The sequence below is a fragment of the Acidovorax sp. GW821-FHT11A03 genome, assembly GCF_058809075.1.
Genome location: NZ_JBXASG010000005.1, coordinates 204,334 through 229,506, shown reverse-complemented (window position 1 = coordinate 229,506; position 25,173 = coordinate 204,334). Strand labels below are relative to the sequence as shown.

The 25,173-nt window shown below is 68.3% G+C and carries 24 protein-coding genes; 11 read left to right on the top strand and 13 right to left on the bottom strand.

Annotated elements, in window-relative coordinates; all coding sequences use genetic code 11:
- Nucleotides 1-146: 146 nt before the first annotated feature.
- Together AC1RVY_RS14275 and AC1RVY_RS14270 are read right to left on the bottom strand one after the other, a co-directional pair.
- Nucleotides 147-1,139 carry a Bug family tripartite tricarboxylate transporter substrate binding protein gene (locus AC1RVY_RS14275; RefSeq protein WP_492807108.1) on the bottom strand — a complete coding sequence of 331 codons (993 nt, stop codon included), beginning with the start codon at nucleotides 1,137-1,139 and terminating at the stop codon, nucleotides 147-149.
- A 68-nt stretch (nucleotides 1,140-1,207) separates the two neighbouring features.
- Nucleotides 1,208-2,131 carry a beta-keto acid cleavage family enzyme gene (locus tag AC1RVY_RS14270; protein WP_492806912.1) on the bottom strand — a complete coding sequence of 308 codons (924 nt, stop codon included), beginning with the start codon at nucleotides 2,129-2,131 and terminating at the stop codon, nucleotides 1,208-1,210.
- Between the two features lie 133 nt (nucleotides 2,132-2,264).
- Between AC1RVY_RS14270 and AC1RVY_RS14265 the strand changes: the two genes are divergently transcribed.
- Nucleotides 2,265-2,957 carry a Crp/Fnr family transcriptional regulator gene (locus AC1RVY_RS14265; protein ID WP_492806911.1) on the top strand — a complete coding sequence of 231 codons (693 nt, stop codon included), beginning with the start codon at nucleotides 2,265-2,267 and terminating at the stop codon, nucleotides 2,955-2,957.
- 13 nt (nucleotides 2,958-2,970) lie between these two features.
- Here AC1RVY_RS14265 and AC1RVY_RS14260 read toward each other — a convergent pair whose 3' ends face one another.
- From AC1RVY_RS14260 to AC1RVY_RS14220, 9 genes are all read right to left on the bottom strand, one after another.
- Nucleotides 2,971-3,672, bottom strand: coding sequence for an ABC transporter ATP-binding protein (locus AC1RVY_RS14260; protein WP_369643363.1), 702 nt, complete (start codon nucleotides 3,670-3,672; stop codon nucleotides 2,971-2,973).
- 33 nt (nucleotides 3,673-3,705) lie between these two features.
- Nucleotides 3,706-4,458 carry an ABC transporter ATP-binding protein gene (locus AC1RVY_RS14255; RefSeq protein ID WP_492806910.1) on the bottom strand — a complete coding sequence of 251 codons (753 nt, stop codon included), beginning with the start codon at nucleotides 4,456-4,458 and terminating at the stop codon, nucleotides 3,706-3,708.
- A complete protein-coding gene (locus AC1RVY_RS14250) occupies nucleotides 4,455-5,408 on the bottom strand; it encodes a branched-chain amino acid ABC transporter permease (RefSeq protein ID WP_492807107.1) in 954 nt (317 codons plus the stop codon). Before AC1RVY_RS14250 ends, AC1RVY_RS14255 begins: the two co-directional genes overlap by 4 nt.
- Nucleotides 5,409-5,476: 68 nt before the next feature.
- Nucleotides 5,477-6,349, bottom strand: coding sequence for a branched-chain amino acid ABC transporter permease (locus AC1RVY_RS14245; protein WP_218339737.1), 873 nt, complete (start codon nucleotides 6,347-6,349; stop codon nucleotides 5,477-5,479).
- A gap of 42 nt (nucleotides 6,350-6,391) precedes the next feature.
- Nucleotides 6,392-7,564 (bottom strand): ABC transporter substrate-binding protein, encoded by a 1,173-nt coding sequence (locus AC1RVY_RS14240; RefSeq protein WP_492806909.1) that lies wholly within the window; start codon nucleotides 7,562-7,564, stop codon nucleotides 6,392-6,394.
- Nucleotides 7,561-8,385 (bottom strand): alpha/beta fold hydrolase, encoded by an 825-nt coding sequence (locus AC1RVY_RS14235; protein ID WP_492806908.1) that lies wholly within the window; start codon nucleotides 8,383-8,385, stop codon nucleotides 7,561-7,563. Before AC1RVY_RS14235 ends, AC1RVY_RS14240 begins: the two co-directional genes overlap by 4 nt.
- Nucleotides 8,382-9,932 carry a benzoate-CoA ligase family protein gene (locus AC1RVY_RS14230; RefSeq protein WP_492244597.1) on the bottom strand — a complete coding sequence of 517 codons (1,551 nt, stop codon included), beginning with the start codon at nucleotides 9,930-9,932 and terminating at the stop codon, nucleotides 8,382-8,384. The genes AC1RVY_RS14235 and AC1RVY_RS14230 overlap by 4 nt, the downstream gene beginning before the upstream one ends.
- A 79-nt stretch (nucleotides 9,933-10,011) precedes the next feature.
- Entirely contained in the window at nucleotides 10,012-11,562 is a 1,551-nt protein-coding gene (locus AC1RVY_RS14225) for a 3,4-dehydroadipyl-CoA semialdehyde dehydrogenase (RefSeq protein ID WP_492806907.1), read from the bottom strand.
- A 208-nt stretch (nucleotides 11,563-11,770) separates the two neighbouring features.
- On the bottom strand, nucleotides 11,771-12,238 hold the full coding sequence (locus tag AC1RVY_RS14220; protein WP_218296132.1) for a 4-hydroxylaminobenzoate lyase: 468 nt from the start codon (nucleotides 12,236-12,238) through the stop codon (nucleotides 11,771-11,773).
- A 250-nt stretch (nucleotides 12,239-12,488) separates the two neighbouring features.
- Between AC1RVY_RS14220 and AC1RVY_RS14215 the strand changes: the two genes are divergently transcribed.
- The 10 genes from AC1RVY_RS14215 to AC1RVY_RS14170 all read left to right on the top strand — a co-directional run bounded on the left by AC1RVY_RS14215 (nucleotide 12,489) and on the right by AC1RVY_RS14170 (nucleotide 22,964).
- On the top strand, nucleotides 12,489-13,430 hold the full coding sequence (locus AC1RVY_RS14215; protein WP_218296133.1) for a helix-turn-helix transcriptional regulator: 942 nt from the start codon (nucleotides 12,489-12,491) through the stop codon (nucleotides 13,428-13,430).
- A gap of 143 nt (nucleotides 13,431-13,573) precedes the next feature.
- Entirely contained in the window at nucleotides 13,574-15,244 is a 1,671-nt protein-coding gene (gene boxC / locus AC1RVY_RS14210; RefSeq protein WP_492806906.1) for a 2,3-epoxybenzoyl-CoA dihydrolase, read from the top strand.
- 34 nt (nucleotides 15,245-15,278) lie between these two features.
- On the top strand, nucleotides 15,279-16,706 hold the full coding sequence (gene boxB / locus AC1RVY_RS14205; RefSeq protein WP_492806905.1) for a benzoyl-CoA 2,3-epoxidase subunit BoxB: 1,428 nt from the start codon (nucleotides 15,279-15,281) through the stop codon (nucleotides 16,704-16,706).
- A 40-nt stretch (nucleotides 16,707-16,746) separates the two neighbouring features.
- Nucleotides 16,747-18,024, top strand: a complete 1,278-nt coding sequence (gene boxA, locus AC1RVY_RS14200) for a benzoyl-CoA 2,3-epoxidase subunit BoxA (protein ID WP_492806904.1) — start codon at nucleotides 16,747-16,749, stop codon at nucleotides 18,022-18,024.
- Between the two features lie 382 nt (nucleotides 18,025-18,406).
- Complete coding sequence (locus tag AC1RVY_RS14195) at nucleotides 18,407-18,619, top strand: hypothetical protein (protein WP_218296137.1); 213 nt, start codon at nucleotides 18,407-18,409, stop codon at nucleotides 18,617-18,619.
- Between the two features lie 92 nt (nucleotides 18,620-18,711).
- Nucleotides 18,712-19,365: a hypothetical protein gene (locus AC1RVY_RS14190; protein WP_492806903.1), complete on the top strand. Its 654-nt coding sequence runs from the start codon at nucleotides 18,712-18,714 to the stop codon at nucleotides 19,363-19,365.
- A gap of 369 nt (nucleotides 19,366-19,734) precedes the next feature.
- Nucleotides 19,735-20,823 carry a DUF3182 family protein gene (locus AC1RVY_RS14185; protein WP_492806902.1) on the top strand — a complete coding sequence of 363 codons (1,089 nt, stop codon included), beginning with the start codon at nucleotides 19,735-19,737 and terminating at the stop codon, nucleotides 20,821-20,823.
- Entirely contained in the window at nucleotides 20,807-21,565 is a 759-nt protein-coding gene (locus AC1RVY_RS14180) for an alpha/beta hydrolase family protein (RefSeq protein WP_492806901.1), read from the top strand. The genes AC1RVY_RS14185 and AC1RVY_RS14180 overlap by 17 nt, the downstream gene beginning before the upstream one ends.
- A 146-nt stretch (nucleotides 21,566-21,711) precedes the next feature.
- Complete coding sequence (locus AC1RVY_RS14175; RefSeq protein WP_218296141.1) at nucleotides 21,712-21,861, top strand: hypothetical protein; 150 nt, start codon at nucleotides 21,712-21,714, stop codon at nucleotides 21,859-21,861.
- Nucleotides 21,862-21,932: 71 nt separating this feature from the next.
- Nucleotides 21,933-22,964: an SDR family oxidoreductase gene (locus tag AC1RVY_RS14170; protein ID WP_492244602.1), complete on the top strand. Its 1,032-nt coding sequence runs from the start codon at nucleotides 21,933-21,935 to the stop codon at nucleotides 22,962-22,964.
- 18 nt (nucleotides 22,965-22,982) lie between these two features.
- On the opposite strand, the gene AC1RVY_RS14165 is transcribed toward AC1RVY_RS14170, so the two are convergent.
- Together AC1RVY_RS14165 and exaC are read right to left on the bottom strand one after the other, a co-directional pair.
- Nucleotides 22,983-23,360, bottom strand: coding sequence for a DUF779 domain-containing protein (locus tag AC1RVY_RS14165; protein WP_218296143.1), 378 nt, complete (start codon nucleotides 23,358-23,360; stop codon nucleotides 22,983-22,985).
- 175 nt (nucleotides 23,361-23,535) lie between these two features.
- Nucleotides 23,536-25,059, bottom strand: coding sequence for an acetaldehyde dehydrogenase ExaC (exaC, locus tag AC1RVY_RS14160; RefSeq protein ID WP_492806900.1), 1,524 nt, complete (start codon nucleotides 25,057-25,059; stop codon nucleotides 23,536-23,538).
- Between the last annotated feature and the right edge of the window lie 114 nt (nucleotides 25,060-25,173).

The following is a 25,173-nucleotide window of genomic DNA, read 5'->3' as shown; positions in this document are numbered from 1 at the left end:
TGCACCGCACGCGGCTGCCGATACCGGCGCGCCGCAGGGCCAGCGTCCCCGCGCAAGGGCCGCCAAGCGGCACCGGCAGCGCTTCGCTTGCGTGCGCTGTGGGCAGGGGAAGACGCGCAGCGGCTCATGGGAAAGTCAAGACCCGTTCAAGACTCCGCGGTGAACCCGATCTTCTTGACCAGCGGGCCCCAGCGCTCGAATTCCGCCTGCTGCGATGCCGCCATCTCAGCCGGGGTGGAGGCCTTGGCGATCAGGCCCACGACGGCCAGGCTGTCGATCACGGCCTTTTCCTTGATGGCCTGGTTGATGGCCGCATTGGCCGCAGCCACCACGCTGGCGGGCGTGCGGGCGGGGGCGTAGAAGCCGAACCATTCCTCGGTCGTGAGCTCCGGGAAGCCCTGCTCCGCAAAGGTCGCCACCTCGGGCGAGAACGGCGAGCGCGCCTGGCCGGATGTGGCGATGAGCCGCAGCTTGCCGGCCTTATGGTTGGGGATGAAGTCGCCGCTGGGGGTGACCATGGAGGCGATCTGCCCACCCACCACATCGGTCACGCCGGGGATGGACCCACGGTACGGCACGTGTTTCAGGTCCACCCCGTGGTTCAGGCCCAGCAGCGCGCCGATGAAGTGCGGCGTGGAGCCCGCCGCCGGCGAGCCATAGTTGGCCTGGCCCGGGTTGGCCTTGGCCCAGGCCAGGAAGTCCTTCACGTTCTTCACGGACGCGGGCACCATCGGCCCCACGGCCAGCCCGTGGTGCATCACGGCGCCGATGGACACCGGCACGAAATCCTTGACGGGGTCGTAGCTGAGCTTGCTGTAGATGTGCGGATAGATCGACGTGCACGAGAACGGCGACAGCGTGAGCACGCTGCCATCCGCGGGCGCGCCCTTGAGCGACTCCAGCGCGATGCGGCCCCCCGCGCCAGGCTTGTTCTCCACCACGGCCGGATTGCGTGTGTAGGCCGAGCCCGCCAGCTTCTCGCCCACGCGCCGTGCGACGCTGTCGCCCGCGCTGCCGGCCGGAAAGCCATAGAAAATCTTGATCTGCTCCAGTGTCTGCGCCATGGCACTCCAGGGCGCCAGGGCCCCGAGCGCGGTGGCAGCGCCCACGTGGTGCATGAATTGGCGGCGTGTTGGCATCATCATTTCTTGTCTCCTTTTTCTTTCTGGTTGCATGAACAGGGCTGTGGCGGAACGTATGCAGTGGCTCAGTGCGGCGCGAACTCGGGGCGGGGACCGCCCACGCGCGGCAGGCCCATCAGCGCGCGGGCCTCGGCGGGCGTGGCGGGCTCCATGTCCAGCTCGCGGATCACGCGCACGATGCGCTCGGTGAGCTGCACGTTGGTGGCCAGCTCGCCGTGGCGAAAGTACAGGTTGTCCTCCAGCCCCACGCGCGCATGGCCGCCCAGCAGCAGCGCCGCGACATTGGCTTCGAGCTGCGAGGGGCCGATGCCGCTCACGCAGAACAGGCTGTTTTTGGGCAGCATGTCCACCATCATCTGCAGGTGGCGCGGCGAGTACGGCATGGCGTTCTGGAAGGCGCGGTGCACGTTCATCACCAGGTTGATGAAATGCGGGCCGTCGTCGTCATGCCCCTCGTCGATGAGGGTGGTGGTGTCCTGCAGGATGTGGGTGGGGCTGAAGACCTCCCACTCGGGCTTGATGCCGCGCGCCTTCATGCCGGCGGCCAGCTCGCGGCCGCGGCTGAGCGGTGTGTCCATCAGGATCTCGCGGCCGTCGAAGCTCAGGTTGAGCGTGGTGGCATCCAGCGTGCACATCTCGGCGCCTGCGTCCATGCCCTTGATGCGCTCTTCCCAGGCGATCTCCCAGCGGTTGCCGGGCAGCGGCTTGACCATGTCGCCGTGCACGCCGCCGCCGGTGGAGTTGTTGATGACGATGTCGCAGCCCTTGGCGCGGATGCGGGTGTTGATGTCGCGGTAGATGTCGGCGTTGCAGGTGGCGCCGTCATCGGGCCTGCGCGCGTGGATGGCCACCACGCTGGCCCCGGCGTTCCAGCAGCGCTGCACGTCGTCGGCGATCTCGGCCGGCTGGGTGGGCAGGTGCGGGTTCTGAGACTTGTGCGCCATGCCCCCCGTGGGGGCGATGGTGACGATGACTTTGCGCTTTGTCATGGCGTGGACTGGTGGAAAATGCTAGTGCACGCATTATTTTTTTGGGCGCTTGCATACTCAGTCATTGCGATGACATTTGGACTCAGGGTATACGAGGAACCGTGCGGCCCTGCCCGTTGGAGAACGCTTCACCATGCTGGTCAAAAAGGCGCCGCCCACGGTGGCCGACCTCCTCGCCGACTCGGCCTGGTTCCCGGTGCTGGACGCCCCGGCCCAGCAGCGCGTGCTCGATGAACTGCGCGAAGTGGATGTGCCGCAAGGCAGCGCGCTGTGCCGGCGCGGCGACGTGCCCCGGCACTGGTACGGCGCGATCGAAGGTTTGCTCAAGTGGACGGTCACGTCCGACAACGGCCGCTCCGTCACGCTGGGCGGGCTGTCGGCGGGCAGCTGGTTTGGCGAGGGCACGCTGCTGCGCGGCGTGGCGCGCACGGCAGACATCATTGCGCTGCGCCCCAGCCGGGTGGCGCTGCTGCCGGTGGAGACCTTCGAATGGCTGCACGCCACACAGCGCAGCTTCGACCACTTCCTGCTGCGCCAGATCAACGAGCGCATGCACTGGTTTCTGGGCAACTTCACGGCCCACCACCTCATGGACACCGACAGCCAGGTGGCACGCGCGCTGGCCGGGCTGTTCCACCCTTTTCTGCACCCCGGCAGCGACCCGCACCTGCAGGTCTCGCAGGAGGAGATCGCCAACCTGTCGGGCGTGTCGCGCCAGCGCTGCAATGCCGCCCTGAAGCGCCTGGAGGCCGAGGGCGTGCTGCAGATCGAATACGGCGGCATCACCGTGGTGGAACTCGGCAGCCTGCGCCGGCGGCTCGACTAGCCGTCCGCGCGCATCACACGCCCAGCAGCTGCTCCAGCGCCGCGGGCGCTGCCCGCAGGTCGGCCGACGGCGCGGCCAGCACGATGCGGCCCTTCTCCATCACCAGGGCCTGGTCGGTGTGCGAGAGCACCCGCCGCCAGTCGCGGTCCACGATCAGCGTGGCGATGCCGGTGGCCCGGATCTCGGAGATCACGCGCCAGATCTCGGTCACGATGAGCGGGGCCAGGCCCTCGGTGGCTTCGTCCAGGATCAACAGGCGCGGGTTGGTCATCAGCGCGCGGCCGATGGACAGCATCTGCTGCTCGCCGCCGGACAGCTGCTGCCCGCCGTGCGAGAGCCGCTCCGACAACCGAGGGAAGGTGGCCATCACGCGGTCGAAGGTCCAGGCGCGGCTGCCGTCCAGGCCCGCCCGCTGGCTCATGACCAGGTTCTCGCGCACCGACAGGTTGGGGAAGATGCCGCGCCCCTCGGGCACGTAGCCAATGCCCAGGCGCGCCATCTTTTCGGGGGGCCAGCCGGTGACGGTGCGGCCGTCCATCTGCACCTGGCCTTCGGGCGGTCGCAGGTAGCCCATCAGGGAGCGGATGAGTGTGGTCTTGCCCATGCCGTTGCGCCCCAGCAGGCCCACCGACGTGGCGGCGGGCACCTGCGCATCCACGCCGCGCAGCACATGGCTGTCGCCATAGCGGGCGTGCAGCCCGACCACATTCAGCATGGTGCGTTCCTTGTCAGGGGGGTGGTCATCACATCAATGCCCTTCTCCGAGGTAGGCGGTGCGCACCTCGGGGTTGTTGCGGATCTCTGCCGGGCCGCCGCTGGCGATGACCGTGCCGTTGACCATGACGGTGATGCGGTCGGCAATGCGGAACACGGCGTCCATGTCGTGCTCGACCAGCAGGATCGCGTGGTGCGGTTTCAGGTCGGCCAGCAGCGCCAGCATGCGCTCGGTCTCCTCCGCGCCCATGCCGGCCAGCGGCTCGTCCAGCAGCAGCACGCGCGGCCGGGTGGCGATGCACATGGCCACCTCGAGCTGGCGCTTGGCGCCGTGGCTCAGCGCACCGGCGGTGCGCCGTGCGTCTGCCGCAAGCCCGGCCGCCTGCAGCGCCGCCGCGGCGGTGGCATTGCTGTCGGCACAGTGGCGCGCCGCCTGCCACAAGGCCCATGGCCGGGGCGTGGCGGCCTGCGCGGCCAGGCGGCAGTTCTCGTGCACGGTGAACTCCGGGAAGATCGTGGTGCGCTGGTAGCTGCGCCCGACGCCCGCCAGCGCGCGGCGCGCCTGCGACTGGTGGGTGATGTCCTGCCCGCCCAGGGTGATGCGCCCCTCGGACGCTTCGATCTCGCCCGACAGCATGTTGATCAGGGTGGACTTGCCCGCGCCATTGGTGCCGATCACCGCGTGGACCTCGCCCTGGCGCAGGTCGAGCGTGACGGCATTCACCGCCACCAGCCCGCCGAACCGGCGCGTGAGGCCTTGCACGGACAGCAGGGGTGGTGCGCTCATGGCTTGCCCCCTTTTCCGATGGGTTGTCCCAAACGCTGCGCCAGGCCCACCAGCCCCTGCGGCAGCACCGCGACGAACACGATGATGGTCAGGCCCAGGGTGAGCTGCCAGTGGTCTGCCAACGGCCCCATGAGGGCGTGGGTGGACAGCAGCTCCTTGAGCAGCGCGAACACCACCGCCCCGATCACCGCGCCGCGCAGATGCCCCATGCCCCCGAGAATGACCATGAGCAGCACGTCGCCCGAGGTGTGCCAGGACAGCAGCTCCGGGTTCACCACGCCATCGCGCACGGCCAGCAGGGAGCCCGCGAGCCCCGCCAGCGCCCCTGCCATCACGAAGGCCGCCAGCTTGTAGCCATAGGTGGCGAACCCCGCGGCGCGCATGCGCTGCTCGTTCACCCGGATGCCCGCCAGCGCCGCCCCGAAGCGCGACCTGCGCACCAGCGCCAGCAGGCCGTAGGTGCCCGCCAGTGCCGCCAGCACCAGGTAAAAAAGAGCGTGGCGCGACTCCAGGCTGAGGCCGCCGAGCGTGGGCCGCACGTCCAGGTAGATGCCGTCGCTGCCGCCGCCCACCTTGGTGTCGTGGAACACGAAGAACGCCATCTGCGCAAAGGCCAGGGTGACCATGATGAAGTACACCCCGCGGGTGCGCAGGCTCAGGGCGCCCACGCACAGCGCGTACAGCGCAGCCGCCCCCATGGCGCCCAGCATCAGCACGATGAGGTTGCCGCCCTCTGCCACCGAGCCCAGCACGGTGGCATAGGCGCCGATGCCGTAGAAGGCCGCATGCCCCAGGCTCACCAGCCCCGTCATGCCCACCAGCAGTTCCAGGCTGAGCGCGAAGATCGACAGGATCATGACCTTGACCAGCAGGTCGGCCCAGTAAGGGCCCAGCAGCGGCCCGGCGATGGCGGCGGCCATGGCCACGGCGGCGGGCAGCAGTGCGCGCATGCGCCAGCCGCCGCGCGGCGCAGTGGTGGTGGCCGCAGGCGCGGCGGCGGTGGCGGGGTGCACGGCGCTCATGCCTTGCGCCCCATCAGGCCTTCCGGCCGCCAGATCAGGATGCCCGCCATCAGCAGGTACACGCCCATGCCGCTGATCTCCGCGAAGAACACCTTGCCGAACGTGTCGACGAAGCCCACGAGCAACGAGGCCACCAGCGCCCCGGTGATGGAGCCGATGCCCCCGATGACCACCACCACGAAGCAGATGATGAGCACGCTGGCGCCCATGTTGGGGTACACCGAGGACATGGGCGCGGCGATCATCCCGGCCAGCGCCGCCAGCGCCACGCCCGCCGCGAAGACGATGCGGTACAGCCGCCGGATGTCGATGCCCAGGCCGCGCACCATGTCGCGGTTGCTGGCGCCGGCGCGCACCATCATGCCCAGGCGGGTGCGGTTGACCACCCAGTACAGCCCCACGGCCAGCACGATGCAGGCCGCCGACGCGAAGAGGCGGTACCACGGGTAGCTCATGAGTTCGCCCAGCGCGAAGCTGCCATCGAGCCACGCAGGCGCCTTGACGCCGTGCACGTCGTTGCCCACCAGCAGCGAGCGCAGTTCCTCGAACACGAGGATGAGCCCGTAGGTCATCAGCACCTGCTGCAGGTGGTCGCGCTGGTACAGGTAGCTGAAGAACGCCCACTCCAGCAGGTAGCCCAGCACCGCCGCCAGCGCGATGCCCGCGAGCAGCATGACGAGGAACTGGTCGCCGAACAGCGGCGACAGCGCGAACGCCATGTAGGCGCCGATCATGTAGAAGCTGCCGTGCGCGAGGTTGATCACGCCCATGATGCCGAAGATCAGCGTCAGCCCGGATGCCACCAGAAACAGCAGCAGCCCGTACTGGACCGAGTTCAGGCACTGGACCAGGAAGGTACCGATGTCCATGGAAGGTGTGTCCTGTGTTGACGGAGACGGTCAGCCAGCCGTTTACAGCTTGCAGCCGCGCGCGGGGTCGGCCAGCGCCTTGGCGGCCACGCCGACGACCTTGTTCTCCTTGCCGTCCACCTTGCGCAGGTAGATGTCTTGCACGGGGTTGTGGGCGCGGCCCATGGTGAAGGGGCCGCGCGGGCTGTCGATGGTGGCTTTCTGCACCGCGGCGGCGAACTCGGCCTTCTTCGCGATGTCGCCCTTCACGGCCTTCAGGCCCGTGGCAAGGATCTGGGCGGCGTCGTAGCCCTGCACCGCGTACACGTCGGGCTGCAGCTTGAAGGACTTGGCGTAGGCGGTGCGGAACGCGTTGTCGCGCGGGGTGTTCAGGCCGTCGGCGTAGTGCAGCGTGGTGAGCAGGCCCTGCGCGGCATCGCCCTGCGCCTCCAGCGTGCCGTCGGTCAGAAAGCCCGAGCCGTACAGCGGCGTGACCTTGTTCAGCCCGGCGGCCGCGTAGTCCTTGACGAACTTGACCGCGCCGCCGCCCGCGAAAAATGCGAACACCACGTCGGGCTTGGTGGCCGCGATCTCGGTGAGCAGCGCCTGGAACTCCACGTTCGGGAACGGCACGGTGAGCTGCTTGACGACCTTGCCACCTTCCTTTTCAAAGCCTTCCTTGAAGGCCTCGGTCATCTCGTCCCCGGCGGCGTACTTCCAGGTGATGGTGACGGCGGTCTTTTTCTTCTCCTGCTTCGCGGCCACGGTGCCCATGCCGTAGGACGACTGCCAGTTGGAGAACGACGAACGGAAGATGTTCTGCGCGCACAGCGCACCCGTGACCGCGTCCGCACCCGCGTTGGGCACGATGAGCAGGGTGCCGCTTTGCTTGGCGGCGCGCGCCATCGCCGTGGCGACACCCGAATGCACGGTGCCGACGATCACATCCACGCCGTCGCGCTTGATGAGCTTGTTGACGTTGTCGGTGGCCTTGGCAGGGTCCGATTCATCATCGACCTTGAAGAACTCGATCTCGCGGCCCGCGAGCTTGCCGCCCTGCTCGGCCACGTGCAGCCGAAAGCCGTTCTCGATGGCAACGCCCAGCGCGCTGAAGGTGCCGCTGAACGGCAGCATGAGACCCACCTTGAGCTTGTCGGTGGTCTGGGCCGTGCCTGCGGTGGCGCCGCAGGCCAGTGCCAGCGCTGCGAATGCCGTGCGTGCGTAGCGAGATGTCATGGTTGTCTCCTGGATGTTGTCGTGATGAACGCCACCGTCTCGGCGATCACGTCGCCGGGCCGGTCACGGTGGGGGGAATGCGCGCAGGCGGGCAGCTCCAGCAGCCGGGTGCCCGGCACGCGCTCAGCAATGCCGCGGATCTGCGCCAGCGTTCCGTATTCGTCGTCAAGACCCTGCACGGCCAGCACGGGCGCGCGCACGGCGGCGATGTCGGCCACGATGCTCCAGCCGCGAAAGGCGGGGTCGAGCCAGATGCGGTTCCAGCCCCAGAAGGCCGAATCGGGGTCGTCGTGGTAGCGGGCCAGCTTGCCCGGCAGGTCGGTGGTCTCGTAGGCGGCACGCGCCTGTTCGATGTTGGCGATGGTCACGTCCTCGACGAAGATGTGCGGCGCCAGCAGCACCAGGCCCGCCACGCGCTCCGGAAAGCGGGCGGCGTACAGCAGCGCGATGGAGGCGCCGTCGCTGTGGCCGAACAGCCAGGGCGCTTCGCTCACGCCCAGCGCCTGCAGCAGCGCGGGCAACACCTCCTCGGCCTGCCGGTGCATGAAGTCCACGCCCCAGCGTTCATCGGCCGCGCGCGGCGTGGAACGGCCGTAGCCGGGGCGGGAGAACACCAGGCCCCGAAAGCCGCCGTCCGCGCACAGCCGCTGCGGGAAGTCCTTCCACATCGCCAGCGAGCCCAGCCCTTCGTGCAGAAAGACCACCAGCGGCGCCTGCGTGCGCTCGGGCGCTATCCACTGGTACTCGACCTGCACGGCCTGCCCCCGCCAGGAGATGCTGGCCAAAGACGCCGGGCCGCCGGAGCTGGCCGTGGCGCTCATGCCCGGGCCTCCTGCTCGCGCAGGCGAAAGCGCTGGATCTTGCCGGTGGCGGTCTTGGGCAGCTCGGGCACGAACTCGATGAAGCGCGGGTACTTGTAGGGCGCCAGGCGGTCCTTGACGAAAGCCTTGAGCTCCTCTTCCGTCGCGCCCTGGCCGTCTTTGAGCACGACGAAGGCCTTGGTCTTGGTCAGGCCGTCGCCATCCTGCTTGCCGATCACGGCCACCTCCAGCACGGCGGCGTGCTGCATCAGCGTGGCCTCGACCTCGAAGGGCGACACGTAGATGCCGCTGACCTTGAGCATGTCGTCGCTGCGCCCGGCGTAGGTGTAGTAGCCGTCCGCATCGCGCACGTACTTGTCGCCGCTCTTGGTCCAGCCGCCCTGGAAGGTGTCGCGCGTCTTGTCGCGGTTGTTCCAGTACATCAGCGCGGCGCTGGGGCCCTGGATGTAGAGGTCGCCCACCTCGCCGTCCGCCACGGGGCTGCCGTCCTCGCCGCGCAGCTCGACCTCGTAGCCCGGCACGGGCTTGCCCGTGGTGCCGTAGCGGATGTCGCCCGGGCGGTTGGACAGGAAGATGTGCAGCATCTCGGTGGAGCCGATGCCGTCGATGATGTCGCAGCCGAAATGCGCCTTGAAGCGCTGGGCGATCTCGGCGGGCAGCGCCTCGCCGGCGGACGAGCACATGCGCAGCGCCACCTGGGCGCGCGCCGGCAGCTGGGGCGACGCGAGCATGCCCGCAAAGCCGGTGGGCGCACCGAAGAACACGGTGGGCCGGTGGTCCACCCAGCGCTGAAAGGTGGCATCGGGCGTGGGCCGCTCGGCCATCAGCACCACCGTGGCGCCCACCGACAGCGGGAACGTCAGCGCATTGCCCAGCCCGTAGGCGAAGTAGAGCTTGGCCGCCGAGAAACACACATCGTCGCGCGTGAGGCCCAGCACGGGCTTGCCGTACAGCTCGGCCGTCCACCAGAGGTTGCCGTGGGTATGCACCGTGCCCTTGGGCTTGCCGGTGGAGCCCGACGAATACAGCCAGAAGCCCGGGTCGTCGGGCCCGGTGGCTGCGGGCGCTGGCAGGCACTGGGCGCTGGCAATGGCCTCGTCCAGGCCCACGGCGCCGGCTGGGAGTGCCTGCGTGGGCTGCGACACCCACAGCGCCGACACCTCATGGCCACCGCGCGCCATCGCGTCTTGCAGGACGGGCAGCAGCGCGCCCGAGACCAGCACGGCCTGCGCGCGGCTGTGGCCCAGCATGTAGGCGTAGTCGTCCGCCGTGAGCAGCGTGTTCACCGCCACGGGCACCACGCCGGCGTACAGGCAGCCCAGAAAGCACACGGGCCAGTCACTGGTGTCGTGCATGAGCATCAGCACCCGCTCTTCGCGCCGCAGGCTGGCATCCACCAGCACACCGGCCAGGCGCCGGGCGCGGTCCTGCAGGTCGCCGTAGCTCAGCGTGCCGCGGTCGTCGATGTAGGCCGTGCGCTGCGCGTGGTCGCGGTTCAGGTCGAACAGGTGCTGTGCAAAGTTGAAACGCTCTGGCAGGGTGGTCATGGCGATGTCTCCGTGGTTCGCTGGCGTTTTTCTGGTGGTGCGTGCTGGCTGGCGGCTGCTGTGGTCTGCGCCTGGGCGGTCAGAGGCCGAGCGCGGCCAGCACACCGGGGCTGGCCTGCACGGCGCTGCGCTGGTGGTAGAAGCCCAGCGCCCGCAGGCCTCCCAGCTCCGCCCCGCCGCCCGCACGCCCCGGGCCGCCGTGCAGCGACATGGGCATCACGTTGCCGTGGCCGGTGTGGGCCTGGGCGACGTCGGGCGTCACCACGTGCACGCGGCCATGGCTGGCTGCGAGCTGCACGGCGGCATGCCCCAGCGCGGCCTCGTCGGCCCCGTACAGCGATGCCACCAGCGACCCCTGGCCGCGCTGTGCGAGCGCCACAGCGTGGTCCACATCGCGGTAGGGCACCAGCGTGGCAACGGGGCCGAACACCTCGACCTCGTGCACCACGGCCGCCGCATCGGCGTCGTGCACACCCAGCAGCACCGGGCCGATGCAGGCGGCCACGGCGGGGTCAGCATCCACCAGCGGCTGGTGGCGGCCGTCGTGCAGGATGTCGGCGTGGGCGCACAGCTGCGCAAGCCCTTCGCGCACGGCGTGCAGTTGGGCAGTGCTGACGAGCGAGCCCATGCGCACGCCGTCGTTGCGGGGGTTGCCCACCGTCACGCCCGCGAGCTTGGCGCCGATGGCCTCGGCCGCAGCGCCGTACACGCCTGCCGGCACCAGGATGCGGCGGATGGCGGTGCATTTCTGGCCCGACTTGACGGTCATCTCGCGCACCACTTCGCGCACCAGCAGGTTGAAGGCGTCGCTGCCGGGCGCCGCATCGGGCAGCAGCAGCGCACTGTTGAGGCTGTCGGCCTCGATGTTGGCGCGCACCGAGCGCTGGGCCACCGCAGGGTGCGCGCGAATGATGCCGGCCGTGTCCGCCGAGCCGGTGAACGAGACCACGTCGAACGGCCCGAGCTGGTCCATGAGCCCGGCCGAGCTGCCTGCGATGACCGACAGCGCGCCCGCCGGCAGCACGCCCGCATCGACCACATCGCGCACCATGCGCTGCGTGAGCCAGGCCGTGGACGTGGCGGGCTTGACGATCACCGGCACGCCGGAGAGCAGCGCGGGCGCCGCCTTTTCCCACAGCCCCCAGGCCGGGAAGTTGAAGGCATTGATGAACAACGCCACGCCGCGCGTGGGCACCTGCAGGTGCTGCGACAGGAACACGGGCTCCTTGCCGAGCCTGGCGGCATCGCCATCGCGCAGCACGCGCACGTCGCCCAGCGCGTCGCCCCATTTGGCGTACTGGCCCAGCGTGAAGATGCCGCCGTCGATGTCCACGGCGGAGTCGTTCTTCACCGTGCCGGCGTTGGCCGTGGCGATCTCGTAGTAGGCGTCGCGGTGGGTTTGCAGAACCTTGACCACGGCGCCCAGGAGAGCGGCACGCTGCCGGTAAGTCAACGCACGCAAGGCCGAGCCGCCCTGCTCGCGGGCGAACCGGAAGGCCTCGGGCAGGTCGAGCCCGGTGGCATCCACGCGCACCAGGTCATGGCCCAGCACCGGGTCCTTGAGCACGGCGCCCGGGCCCTGGCCGGTCTGCCAGCGTCCGGCGGCGTAGTTGGGGAGCAGTTCGGTCATACAGATAGAGAGATAGGCAGAAAAAAAGCGGGTTATCGGTCATCAGCGCGCGGCGCACGAAATGGGCATGGTCCCGGCCAGCGTCGCCGTGCGAGGGCCGCCATGCCGCGCAGGCGGCATTCCGCTTGCGTGCACCGGGGGCGTCCCCCTCCCAGATTGCGGAGCAATATGAGAGAGGGGGAAGGCGCGAAGCGACTCAGGGGGTGTTTCACTTGCTGAACTGGATTTGCCCTTCGGGCAGCAGGTAGAGCACCAGCGAGCGGCCCTGCGCCACGGTGGGGCGGTGGGCACTGCCGGGCGGGTACACGCACCAGCCGGCGGGATGCCCGTCGAAGGTGGCGTCGCCCTCCAGCGGCATGATCAGGTCGATCTCGCCCAGCGGATGGGTATGGTGCGGGCCGGCGATGTCCTGCATGTCCACCACATCCACCGAGAAGCGGTGCAGCGCGTCGTCTGCCTTGAAGACGCGGCCGTAGCGGATGCCGCCGCCCTCGCGCTCGCAGAGCCAGCCCTGCGCCACGCCGGCCAGGCACCCCGCCTTGAGCTGCTGGTAGGCCGCGCTGGCGGGCCCGTGGGTCTGGTTGAGCCAGGCCTGCAGGTCGCCGTCCAGGGCACGGCCCGCGATCTGGCCCGTCAATGCGGACAGGGCTTCATGAAATGCTGCTTTATCGGACATGGCGACTCGTGGGTGGCTGGGACAATGGAGTGCAGCGTGCACAAGGCTTGATATGTGTTCTTGTGGGATGGAGCAATGTGCAGTATCTTGCCTGCACACGAACAATAGTTAATGCTTGATGCAGTGTCAAGCACTATAGTGCATGTATGGTGTTTTCCCCTAGCGGCGGCCGAACGCCTTCAAAAGCGTTTGAAGCCCGGGGCACGCACCGCAAAATGCCACGCCGCAGCCGACGTGAACGAGGATGGACATGAACGAACAAGAAGACACAGTCACCCTGCCACCTTTCGCTGGCGGCGGCACGGCTGCGCCCACCGAAGAGGCCCGCAACCCCCTGCTCGCCGCCCTCGGCGAACGCGTTCGCAACCTGCGGGCGCAGCGCGGGCTCACGCGCAAGGCGGTGGCCATGGCGGCCGATGTGTCGGAGCGGCACCTTGCCAACCTGGAGTACGGCACGGGCAACGCGTCCATCCTGGTGCTGCAGCAGGTGGCGGGCGCGCTGCATTGCTCGCTGGCCGAGCTGGTGGGCGACTTCACCACCCGTTCGCCCGAATGGCTGCTGATCCGCGAACTGCTGGAGCACCGCAGCGAACCCGAGCTGCGCCGCGCGCGGCTGGCGCTGCATGAGCTGCTGAGCAGCGGCGCGAGCGACACGGCGCGCCACCGGCGCATCGCGCTCGTGGGGCTGCGGGGCGCGGGCAAGTCCACGCTGGGGCCTTTGCTGGCACGCGACCTGGACGTGCCGTTCATCGAGCTGAGCCGCGAGATCGAAACCCTGGCGGGCTGCAGCGTGCGCGAGATCCACGACCTGTACGGCACCACCGCCTACCGCCGCTACGAGCGCCGCGCGCTCGAAGAGATCGTGCAGATCCACAGCGAGGTGGTGATCGCCACCCCCGGCGGCATCGTCTCGGACCCCGCCACCTTCAACGAACTGCTCGCGCACTGCACCACCGTGTGGCTGCGCGCCGCCCCCGAGGAGCACATGGGCCGCGTGCTGGCCCAGGGCGACATGCGCCCCATGGCCGCGAGCAAGGAAGCCATGGACGACCTGCGCCGCATCCTGGAAGGCCGGGCCGCCTTCTATTCCAAGGCCGATCTCACCATCGACACCTCGGGGCAGAACCTCGAGGAAAGCCTGCGGCAGCTGCGCGCCGGGGTGCGCAAGCTGATGGCCCACCCGCCGCACTGACACCCCGGCGCCCCCGCGCGCCATAAATCCAGCAAAAAACCGCGGCATGCATTGACTCGCTCGCAAACATGCATCATGATGCACATCAGTCGATTGATTTATGCATTATTATTCCTATTCGCAGTTTTTGACGGAGACGCCCCATGACCGCCCAGACCACCGCACCCTCCCGCGTTGACTACCGCACCGATCCCACGCAGTACCGCCACTGGAAACTGGCGGTCGAGGGTCCGTTGGCCCGCCTGTCGCTCGACATCGCCGAAGACGGCGGCATCCGCCCCGGCTACAAGCTCAAGCTCAACAGCTACGACCTGGGCGTGGACATCGAGCTCAACGACGCGCTCAACCGCGTGCGCTTCGAGCACCCGGGCGTGCGCACCGTCATCGTCACCAGCGGCAAGGACCGCATCTTCTGCTCCGGCGCCAACATCTTCATGCTGGGCGTCTCCAGCCACGCCTGGAAGGTGAACTTCTGCAAGTTCACCAACGAGACGCGCAACGGCATCGAGGATTCGTCGAAGCACTCCGGCCTGAAGTTCCTCGCCGCGGTCAACGGTGCCTGCGCGGGCGGCGGCTACGAACTGGCCCTGGCGTGCGACGAGATCCTGCTGGTGGACGACCGCTCTTCCTCGGTGTCGCTGCCCGAAGTGCCGTTGCTGGGCGTCCTGCCCGGCACCGGGGGCCTGACCCGCGTGACCGACAAGCGCCATGTGCGCCACGACCTGGCAGACATCTTCTGCACCAGCGTCGAAGGCGTGCGCGGCCAGCGCGCGGTGGACTGGCGCCTGGTGGATGCGGTGGCCAAACCTGCCCAGTTCGCCGCCGCCGTGCAGGCGCGCGCCACCGAGCTGGCCGTCGGCAGCGACCGCCCGGTCGGCGCCCAGGGCGTGGCCCTGACCCGCCTGGAGCGCGAGGACGGCGCGGACAGCCTGCGCTATTCGCATGTCGAGGTGCAGATCGACCGCGCCAGGCGCACGGCCACCCTCACGCTGAAGGCGCCCACCGGCGCACAGCCCGCCGACATCGCGGCCATCGAGGCCACTGGGGCCGCCTGGTGGCCGCTGGCCCTGGCGCGCGAGCTCGACGACGCCATCCTCAACCTGCGCACCAACGAGCTCGACATCGGCACCTGGCTGCTCAAGACCGAGGGCGACGCGCAGGCCGTGCTCGCCTCCGACGCGGTGATGCTGGCCCACAAGGACCACTGGCTGGTACGCGAGACCATCGGCGCGCTGCGCCGCGCGCTGGCACGGCTGGACGTGTCCTCGCGCACCCTGTTCGCGGTGGTGCAGGAGGGCTCGTGCTTCGCCGGCACGCTGGCCGAGCTGGCCTTCGCGGCCGACCGCACCTACATGCTGGCCCTGCCCGACGACGCCGAGCGCGCGCCGAAGCTCACGCTCAACGAATTCAACTTCGGCTTCTTCCCGATGGTGAACGACCAGAGCCGCCTGCAGCGCCGCTTCTATGAAGAGGCCGCGCCGCTCGACGCCGCGCGCGCCGCGGCTGGCAAGCCGCTCGACGCCGACGAGGCCCTGGCCCTGGGCCTGGTCACCGCCGCGCCCGACGACATCGACTGGGACGACGAACTGCGTATGGCCATCGAGGAGCGCGCCGCCATGTCGCCCGACGCGCTGACCGGGCTGGAGGCCAACCTGCGCTTTGCCAGCAAGGAGAACATGGCCACCCGCATCTTCGGCCGGCTCACGGCCTGGCAGAACTGGATCTTCAACCGCCCCAACGCCGTCGGCGAAAAGGGCGCGCTGAAGGTCTACGGCACCGGCGAAAAGGCCGGCTTCGACTTGAACCGCGTTTGAATCCGCAGCCCTCCGCACAACCCAAGGAACAACGATGAGCACGATCAACTACAGCGAGAAGATCCCCAACAACGTCAACCTCGGCGAAGACCGCACGCTGCAGCGTGCGCTCGAAGGCTGGCAGCCCAACTTCATCAACTGGTGGGACGACGTGGGCCCCGAAGGCTCGACCAACCACGAGGTCTACCTGCGCACCGCCGTGAGCGTCGACCCGCAGGGCTGGGCCCAGTTCGGCCACGTGAAGATGCGCGACTACCGCTGGGGCATCTTCCTGAACCCGGGCGACGCCAACCGCGAGATCCACTTCGGCGACCACAAGGGCGAGAAGGCCTGGCAGGACGTGCCCGGCGAGCACCGCGCCAACCTGCGCCGCATCATCGTCACGCAGGGCGACACCGAGCCAGCGAGCGTGGAGCAGCAGCGCCACCTGGGCCTGACGGCGCCTTCGATGTACGACCTGCGCAACCTGTTCCAGATCAATGTGGAAGAGGGCCGCCACCTCTGGGCCATGGTCTACCTGCTGCACAAGCACTTCGGCCGCGACGGCCGCGAGGAGGCCGAGGCACTGCTGCAGCGCACCTCGGGCGACGTGGACAACCCGCGCATCCTGGGCGCCTTCAACGAGAAGACGCCCGACTGGCTGGCGTTCTTCATGTTCACCTACTTCACCGACCGCGACGGCAAGTTCCAGCTCTCGGCCCTGGCCGAAAGCGCCTTCGACCCGCTGGCACGCACCACCAAGTTCATGCTGACCGAAGAGGCCCACCACATGTTCGTGGGCGAAAGCGGCGTGTCGCGCGTTCTGGCGCGCACCGCGCAGGTGATGAACGAGCTGAAAACCGACGACCCGGCCAAGGTGCGCGCCGCCGGTGCCATCGACCTCGGCACGGTGCAGCGCTACCTGAACTTCCACTACAGCGTGACCATCGACCTGTTCGGCGCCGACCAGTCGAGCAACGCGGCCATCTTCTACAGCTCGGGCCTCAAGGGCCGCTACGAAGAAGGCAAGCGCACGGACGACCACATTCTCAAGGGCCAGACCTACAGGGTGCTGGAGGTCAAGGACGGCCAGCTGCTGGAGAAGGACGTGCCCATGCTCAACGCCCTGAACGAGGTGCTGCGCGACGACTTCATCAAGGACTCGATGGCCGGCGTGGGCCGCTGGAACAAGGTGCTGGAAAAGGCCGGGATTCCCACGCGCCTGTCGGTGCCGCACAAGGCGTTCAACCGCCAGATCGGTGCGTTGGCCGGCATCAAGATGTCGCCCGACGGCCGCGTGGTGAACGAGGTCGAATGGGCCGCGAAGCGCGATGAATGGCTGCCGAGCGCCGAAGACTTCGCTTTCGTGGCATCGTTGATGGGCCGCGTGGTCGAGCCGGGCAAGTTCGCCGGCTGGATCGCGCCCCCGGTGATGGGCATCAACCGCCAGCCTATCGATTTCGAGTACGTCCGGTTCAATTGAGTCCCTGAGCCGCTGCCGGGAGACTTGCTGGAAGAAAAATATGGACACCACCACGCTGATCGACAACGGCATCTTGAAGCAGCACCTGATCGACCCCGAGATCTGCATCCGCTGCAACACCTGCGAGGCGACCTGCCCGGTGGGCGCCATCACGCACGACGACAACAATTACGTCGTGCGGGCCGACGTGTGCAACGGCTGCATGGCCTGCATCTCGCCCTGCCCCACGGGTTCCATCGACAACTGGCGCACCATGCCGGTGGCGCGCGCGTACACGATCGAAGAACAGCTCACCTGGGAGGCGCTGCCGCCAGAACTGGCGCCCGATGTGCTGGCCGCCGAAGGCGCAGCGCCCTCGGCCATGGACACCGCACTGGCGCCTGCACCGGCCGCGCCCGTGGAGCCCGGCACGCAGGCCTTCCGTTCCGCCCAGTACGGCGCCACCGTGCCGCCCTGGTCGGCCGCGCACCCCTACACCAACCTGTTCCCGCCCAAGAGCCCCACCACGGCAACGGTGGTGGGCAACTTCAACTGCACCGAAGCAGGCTTTGAAAGCGAGACGCACCACGTCGTGCTCGACTTCGGCAGCATGCCGTTCCCGGTGCTGGAGGGGCAGTCCATCGGCATCGTCCCGCCGGGCACCGACGTGCTGGGCAAGGCGCACCATGCGCGCCAATACTCCATCGCCAGCCCGCGCAACGGCGAGCGGCCCGGCTACAACAACCTGGCGCTCACCGTGAAGCGCGTGACCACCGACCACGACGGCAACGCCGTGCGCGGCGTGGCCTCCAACTACGTGTGCGACCTGAAGGTGGGCGACAAGGTGCAGGTGGTGGGGCCGTTCGGCAGCTCGTTCCTGATGCCCAACCACCCCCGTTCGCACATCGTGATGATCTGCACCGGCACGGGCAGCGCGCCCATGCGCGCGATGACCGAATGGCGCCGCCGCCTGCGCAGCAGCGGCAAGTTCGAGGGCGGCAAGCTGCTGCTGTTCTTCGGCGCGCGCACCCAGCAGGAGCTGCCCTACTTCGGCCCGCTGCAAAGCCTGCCCAAGGACTTCATCGACATCAACCTCGCGTTCTCGCGCACGGCCGGGCAGCCCCGGCGCTACGTACAGGACCTGATGCGCGAGCGCGCCGCCGACCTGGCCGCGCTGCTGCGCGACGGGAACACCCACTTCTATGTCTGCGGCCTCAAGAGCATGGAAGAAGGCGTGGTGATGGCGCTGCGCGACATCGCCCGCGACAGCGGCCTGGAGTGGGAACAGGTGGGCGCAGTGCTCCAGCGCGAAGGGCGACTGCACCTGGAAACCTACTGACGGCAGGCCTGGCGCAGTCCCCTGCGGAGCGGGGGCCGCCGCCGAGTTTTCATTGAAAACAGGCTTCAGCGCTTGATACACAAGCGCCATAAGCTATATATTTAATAGCAATTCATCTATTGCTGGCGCTCCGCACGCCCCTAGGCCCCCTGGCCGCACTCGCCCCCTGCGGCCGTGCAGCGGCCGCTCGGCCCCGCGCCAGCCGCGTCCCCGCCACCCGCTCGCCTGCGCGCTGCCACATGCGCGTGGCCTGACGCCGCCGCATGGAAAAAAACCGACCCGCCTATAGGACGGAACCTACAGAAATCGCTGCCGCAGATTTTCAAAATGAATTCACACACGGCCTTCGTGTGCATTTTTTTTGATCATCAGGAGATATTCCATGCCCAACAACAACCCCCAAGGCCACAACCAATACACCGACGACAGCGACTCCCAGCGCAAGAGTTCGGGCAACCGCCAGGCGGAGCAGAGCACCGGCGCTTCCGGCAGCCGCCAGCAGGGGCAGAACGAGCGCCCGGGCTCCGGCGGCAACCAGGGAAGCCGCGAGCAGCAAGGCGATTCTTCCCGCCGCTCTTCCCAGAACCAGCGCTGAGCCGGCCTTGTAGGCACCGGCAGGCATTTCCTCGCAACTCTGGCTGACCTGCCAGCAACCATGAACGGACCAACACACCAGGAGAATTGAAAATGGGTTATCGAGACAGTGATGACAGCGGCTTTTCCCGCCATGGCATGGGTCGGGACCACGATGAAGGGCGGTATGCCGAACGCGCCCACCGCGGCAGCATGGACCGCGATGACCAGCGCCCGGGCTACGCCCCCGAGCTGGATGACCGGTACGGCCAGTACGGCATGGTGCGCAACGACTACCGTGGCAACGCTGGCCTGGGCCTGCCGCCGCGCGAGGGCCGTGACCGTTTTTCCTCGCCGGACCGGTTCCAGGGAGGCGGCGGCTACCGCAACGATGGCCGGGAGATGTACCACCCGCCGAACAGCCGCTTCGACAACGACTACCGGGACTACCAGGACCAGGACCGCGCGGGCTATGCCCGAGGGGGTGGGCACTGGGGCAGCGACGATGAGCTGCGCGGGCCCTCCCAGGGCCGCCAGGGTCACCACGACCCCGACTACCAGCAATGGCGGCAGGAACAGCTGCGCCTGCTGGACGAGGACTACCAGTCGTGGCGCAAGGAGCGCTACGAGAAGTTTTCCGACGACTTCAATACCTGGCGCACTTCGCGCAACCAGCAGTCCCCGTCCAAGAGCCAGGCCGGTGCCACGGGCAGCAGCAGCACCAGCAATCCCGGCGCCACATCCGGCAAATCCAAGGACGCAGGCTGACGGCGGCGCCGCTCCTTGAGGAAGGCCGGCGGGCGCACGTTCGCCGGTGACCCGGCCCGTGGCGCGGCGCCCCTGCCTCCCTGGCCGCCCCTCCCCCGCGCGGGAGTGGGCGGCTTATTCCTGCCCGCGTGGAACGGGTCGGGCTTCCCCTGGCGTTCCCGGCTGGCGCGCTCCGCGCCGCAGTTGCTCATTCGTCCTACAAAAGGCCCGGCGGTCCAAAAATACGATGGCGGCATCCCCCTGGCGATGGCGCCGCCGGCCCCTCTCGCCGTTTCCGAGAGCAAAGGAATCCGCATGACCGCCTTGTCCGCATACGGTGACGCTCTCCGCCCCTCGCCCTCCAGATCATCCGCCCAGACAGAAATCGTCATGCCGTTCACGCAGGGCATCAAGGGGCACTCGAGCGTGCACGAACACGTGACGCGCGAGCAGATCGCCCGCCATGTCGCCGCGCTCAAGGGCTGCCCCTTCATGGAAGAGGTGCCCCAGCCCTTGTGGACCCGCCGCACCTACCTCGTGCCCAGCGACACCCTCGTGGCGTCCACGGCGCAGCGCCTGGGCCTGTTGGGAGAAGACGACCTGTTCGGCGGCGTGGTGCCCCATGCCTTCGTCGCCACGAAGGCCATCACCCATCCCCTGGTGTCGGCCACGGCCGCGGCCCCGCAAGGCTGGAGCGAGGCGTTTTCCCGCCGGGTCGGTGCCGCCGTGCTGCCGGGCTACACCGCGTTCTCCAGCCGGGATGCGCAGGAGGCCGGTGAACAACTGCTGGCGCTGGGTCCCGTGCGGGTCAAGCCCGTGGGCGAGACCGGAGGGCGTGGCCAGACGGTGGTGCCCGACGCCCGCGCGCTCTCCGCCTGCCTGGCGGCATTGGGCAAGGCGGCCATGGTCGAGCAGGGCATCGTGCTGGAGCACAACCTCTCCCAGGTGGACACGCTGAGCGTGGGCCAGGTGCGCGTGGCGGGCATCCTGGCCTCGTACCACGGCAGGCAGCGCCTCACGCAGAACAACACCGGCGCGATGGCCTACGGCGGCTCCGACCTGACCGTGGTGCGGGGCGATTTCCACGCGCTCCTGTCCACGCTCCCGCCCGGCCCCGTCCGCAAGGCGGTCGATCAGGCCCTGGCGTACGACGCCGCGGTGCGGGAATGCTTTCCGGGGTTTTTCGCCTCGCGCATCAATTACGACGTCGCGCAGGGCATCGCGGCCGACGGCCGGTGGTGCTCGGGGGTGCTGGAGCAATCCTGGAGGATCGGCGGCGCCACCGGCGCCGAAGTGGCCGCGCTCGAAGCCTTTCACGCCGACCGCTCCCTGCGCTCGGTGCAGGCCAGCTGCGTGGAGACGTATGGCCGCTTCGAGCCCCTTCCGGCAGCGGCGACGGAATACTTCCAGGGAGAGGATCCCGAAGTGGGCCTGCTGACCAAACACGCCCTGGTGCATCGCGATGGCCACGCGGCATAGGGCGATCCAGATTCCCTCGGGGGACCGCACGATCGCGGGCACGCTGGTCGCGCCCGACACCGTGGTGCCGGGCGTCATGCTGGTGCACGGCTGGGACGGCACCCAGGAGCAGTACCTTGCGCGCGCCCATGCCATCGCCGCCCTGGGGTGCATCTGCCTGACCTTCGACCTGCGGGGCCATGCCAGCGACAAGGCCCACCGCGACACGGTCACCCGGGAAGACAACCTCAACGACATGCTCGCCGCCTACGACCTTCTCACGGGCCACCCCGCGGTGGACGCCAACTCCGTGGCGGTGGTGGGCAGCAGCTACGGCGGCTACCTGGCCACCGTGCTCAGCGCGCTGCGGCCCCTGCGGTGGATGGCGCTGCGCGCTCCCGCGCTCTACAAGGACGAGGACTGGCTGGTGTCCAAGCAGAACCTCGACCGTCAGGAGATATCCCGCTACCGCGCCATGAAACTCGCCTCCGACAGCAACCGCGCCCTGGCGGCCAGCGCGGTCTTCGAAGGGGATGTGCTGCTGGTCGAATCCGAACTCGACCACATCGTCCCGCACCCGGTCATCGAGAACTACCGCGCCGCGTTCCTGCGCACCCACTCCATGACCTACCGGGTGATCAAGCAGGCAGACCACAGCCTGTCCAAACCCGAATGGAGCGAGGCCTACACCGCGATGCTGGTGACCTGGATGTCGGAAATGCTGGGGCTGGCCAAGAACGGACAGCCCTCCGGCAAGAAGTGACGTAGGCCGGCGGGCGCCGGAGGCGCCACGCCACCCGCCGGGCCTTCGCCGCATCCATCCGATGGGCACAGTCAAAACTGTCCGACACGGCCGCCGCGCGCGCGGAGAGCTAATGGAGCTTCTTCCCTGCCGCCCTGGAGAACACCATGTCCAAGACACACCGCTCCGGTTCCGATCCCCACCTCAAGCCCCGCGAACTCAAGCGCATGCGCCAGTGGGAAGCCATGGCCCGGCCCCGCCAGGTGCCGCTGCGGTTTCCCGAGCCCGAGCCCCCGCTATGGAAGCCGCTGGGCTGACCGTGATTGCACACCACGCGCCGGCCCGACGCCGCCCGTTTCCCATCCACCGCATGTGAAGAAGCCTTGCCATGAAGCCATCATCCAAGACAGCCCCGTCCACCCCGGCCGCACGGGCCACGGCCACGGCCGCGAAGCAAAAGAAGATCCAGGCAGCGCAGGACCGCCGCGACGAGCGCGCCCGCCCGGCCAAGGCAGCGCCCGCTTCGGCCCGGGGCAAGGCCCCCGCGCCCGGCCCCGGGCGCTCGGAACCCGCCCCCCCGCTGCCGGCCCAGCACCTTGCCAAACCCGGCAGCGAGGCCGAGATGCAGCTCAAGCCGAGGTTCGAGGCACCCCACTACCGGGGCAGCGGCAAGCTCACGGGGTTCTCCACCCTCATTACCGGGGGCGACTCCGGGATAGGCCGTGCGGTGGCGGTGCTGTTTGCCCGCGAGGGCGCGGATGTCGCCATCGCCTACCTGGCCGAACACGAGGATGCCCAGCGGACGCGCGAGCTGGTGGAGGCCGAGGGCGGCCGGTGCATCCTGATACCCGGCGACGTCAAGGACGCGGCATTCTGCGCCGGCGCCGTGCGGCAGGTGGTCAAGGCGTTTGGCAAACTCAACGTGCTGGTCAACAACGCCGCGTTCCAGGAGCACGCGGACTCCCTCGAAGCGCTGACGGCGGAGCGTTTCGACGAGACGTTCCAGACCAACATCTATGGCTACTTCCACATGGCCAAGGCAGCCCTGCCCCACTTGCACCGGGGCGATTCGATCATCAACACCGGCTCGGTCACCGGCCTGCGCGGCAGCAAGGAACTGCTGGACTATTCCGCCACCAAAGGCGCCATCCATGCCTTCACCAAGGCCCTGGCCCACAACCTGGCCGAGCGGGGCATCCGCGTGAACGCGGTGGCCCCGGGGCCCGTGTGGACGCCCCTCAACCCCGCGGACAAGGCGCCCGGGGACATCGCCAGGTTTGGCGAAAAGACGCACATGGGCCGCCCTGCACAGCCCGAGGAGATTTCTCCCGCCTATGTGTTCCTGGCGGCCCCCTGCTGCTCCAGCTACATCACCGGCACCGTGCTGCCTATCACGGGCAACGCGGGAGACGGCGCGTGAAGAAAGCGGCGTGCGGCATCACGCCAGATCCTGGCTGACCCGTGGTTCGATCTCGGCCCACTCCCCGTCGGTGAACAGGCGCGAGCGGGTGTGGAACGCCTTGCCCGTGCTGCCTTCCAGCGAAAACGTGCCGCCGTGCCCGTCGATCACATCCAGGATGAGCTGCGTGTGTTTCCAGTACTCGTACTGGGATTTGCCGATGTAGAACGGCGCGCCGCCCACATCGCCCAGCAGCACATCGCTGGCTCCAATCGTGAGATCGGTGGGCAGATAGCAGTTGGCCGCACTGTTGTCGCAGCAGCCACCCGACTGGTGGAACAACACGCTGCCATGCTGCGCCTGCAGCTGCGCGATCAGCGCCAGGGCTGCCTCGGTGGCAATGACTCTCTCGACCATGGTGATCTCCTGGTGTGCCGACAAAAAACGCTGCTGTGCTGAAAGTAATTTCGCAGCAGCGTCACGGTGGTTCACAGAGCGTCGATGGCCAGGCGCGTCGTCGCAGGCAGCGGCAGCGCCAGGGCAAGACGGCGCAACGACGCCAGCGGCGCCCTGTGGGCCACAACCCACCAAATCAGAAGAAGCCGAGTTTGTTTTCTGAGTAGCTCACCAGCAGGTTCTTGGTCTGCTGGTAATGGTCGAGCATCATCTTGTGCGTCTCGCGCCCGATGCCCGACTCCTTGTAGCCGCCGAACGCCGCGTGCGCGGGATAGGCGTGGTAGCAGTTGGTCCATACGCGGCCGGCCTTGATGGCGCGCCCCATGCGGTAGGCCACGTTGCCGTTGCGGCTCCACACGCCGGCGCCCAGGCCGTACAGCGTGTCGTTGGCGATGGCCAGCGCCTCGGCCTCGTCCTTGAAGGTGGTCACGGCCAGCACGGGGCCGAAGATTTCTTCCTGGAAGATGCGCATCTTGTTGTGGCCCTTGAACAGCGTGGGCTGCACGTAGTAGCCGCCTTCCAGGTCACCGCCCAGGTGCGCCTGGCCGCCGCCGGCCAGCACTTCGGCGCCTTCCTGCTTGCCCAGGTCCAGGTACGACAGGATCTTGGTGAGCTGCTCCTTGCTGGCCTGCGCGCCCATCATGCTGTCGGTGTCGAGCGGGTTCTGGTGCTTGATGGCGGCTACGCGCTTCAAGACACGTTCCATGAACTTGTCGTAGATGGATTCCTGGATCAGCGCACGCGACGGGCAGGTGCAGACCTCGCCCTGGTTGAACGCGAACAGCACCAGGCCCTCGATGGCCTTGTCCAGGAAGGCATCGTCCTTGTCCATCACGTCCGCGAAGAAGATGTTGGGGCTCTTGCCGCCCAGCTCCAGCGTGGCGGGGATCAGGTTGTTGGCGGCGGCCTGCGCGATCACGCGGCCCGTGCTGGTGGAGCCGGTGAAGGCGATTTTTGCGATGCGCTTGCTCGTGGCCAGCGGCATACCCGCCTCGCGGCCGAAGCCGTTTACGATGTTGAGCACGCCGGGCGGCAGCAGGTCGGCGATCAACTCGGCCAGGATCAGGATGGAGATAGGCGTGGACTCGGCGGGCTTGAGCACCACGCAGTTGCCCGCACCAATCGCAGGCGCCAGCTTCCAGGCTGCCATCAGGATCGGGAAGTTCCACGGAATGATCTGGCCCACCACACCGAGCGGCTCCTGGATGTGGTACGCCACGGTGTTCTCGTCGATGTTGGACAGCGCGCCTTCCTGCGCCCGCACGCAGCCCGCGAAGTAGCGGAAATGGTCCACGGTGAGCGGGATGTCGGCGTTCAGCGTTTCGCGGATGGCCTTGCCGTTGTCCACGGTTTCGGCATAGGCCAGCAGCTCCAGGTTCTGCTCGATGCGGTCGGCAATCTTGAGCAGGATGTTGCCGCGCGTGGCGGCGTCGGTCTTGCCCCAGGCGTCGGCGGCGGCGTGGGCGGCGTCCAGCGCCAGTTCGATGTCTTCGGCGGTGGAGCGGGCGGCCTGGGTGTAGACCTTGCCGTTCACGGGCGAGATGACGTCGAAATACTGGCCCTTGGCCGGGGCCACGAACCGGCCGCCGATGAAGTTGTTGTACTGGGGCTTGTAGGCGATCTTGGCGCCAGCGGCGCCGGGGGCTGCGTAAACGGTCATGTTGTCTTGTCTCCGGTGGATTTGTGGACATCTGCTCGGCACCTCGCGCCGCCAGATAGAGGACATGACTCAAAACCCGTGCCAACCTGCTCCATCTGCCAAGTGCTTGATTTT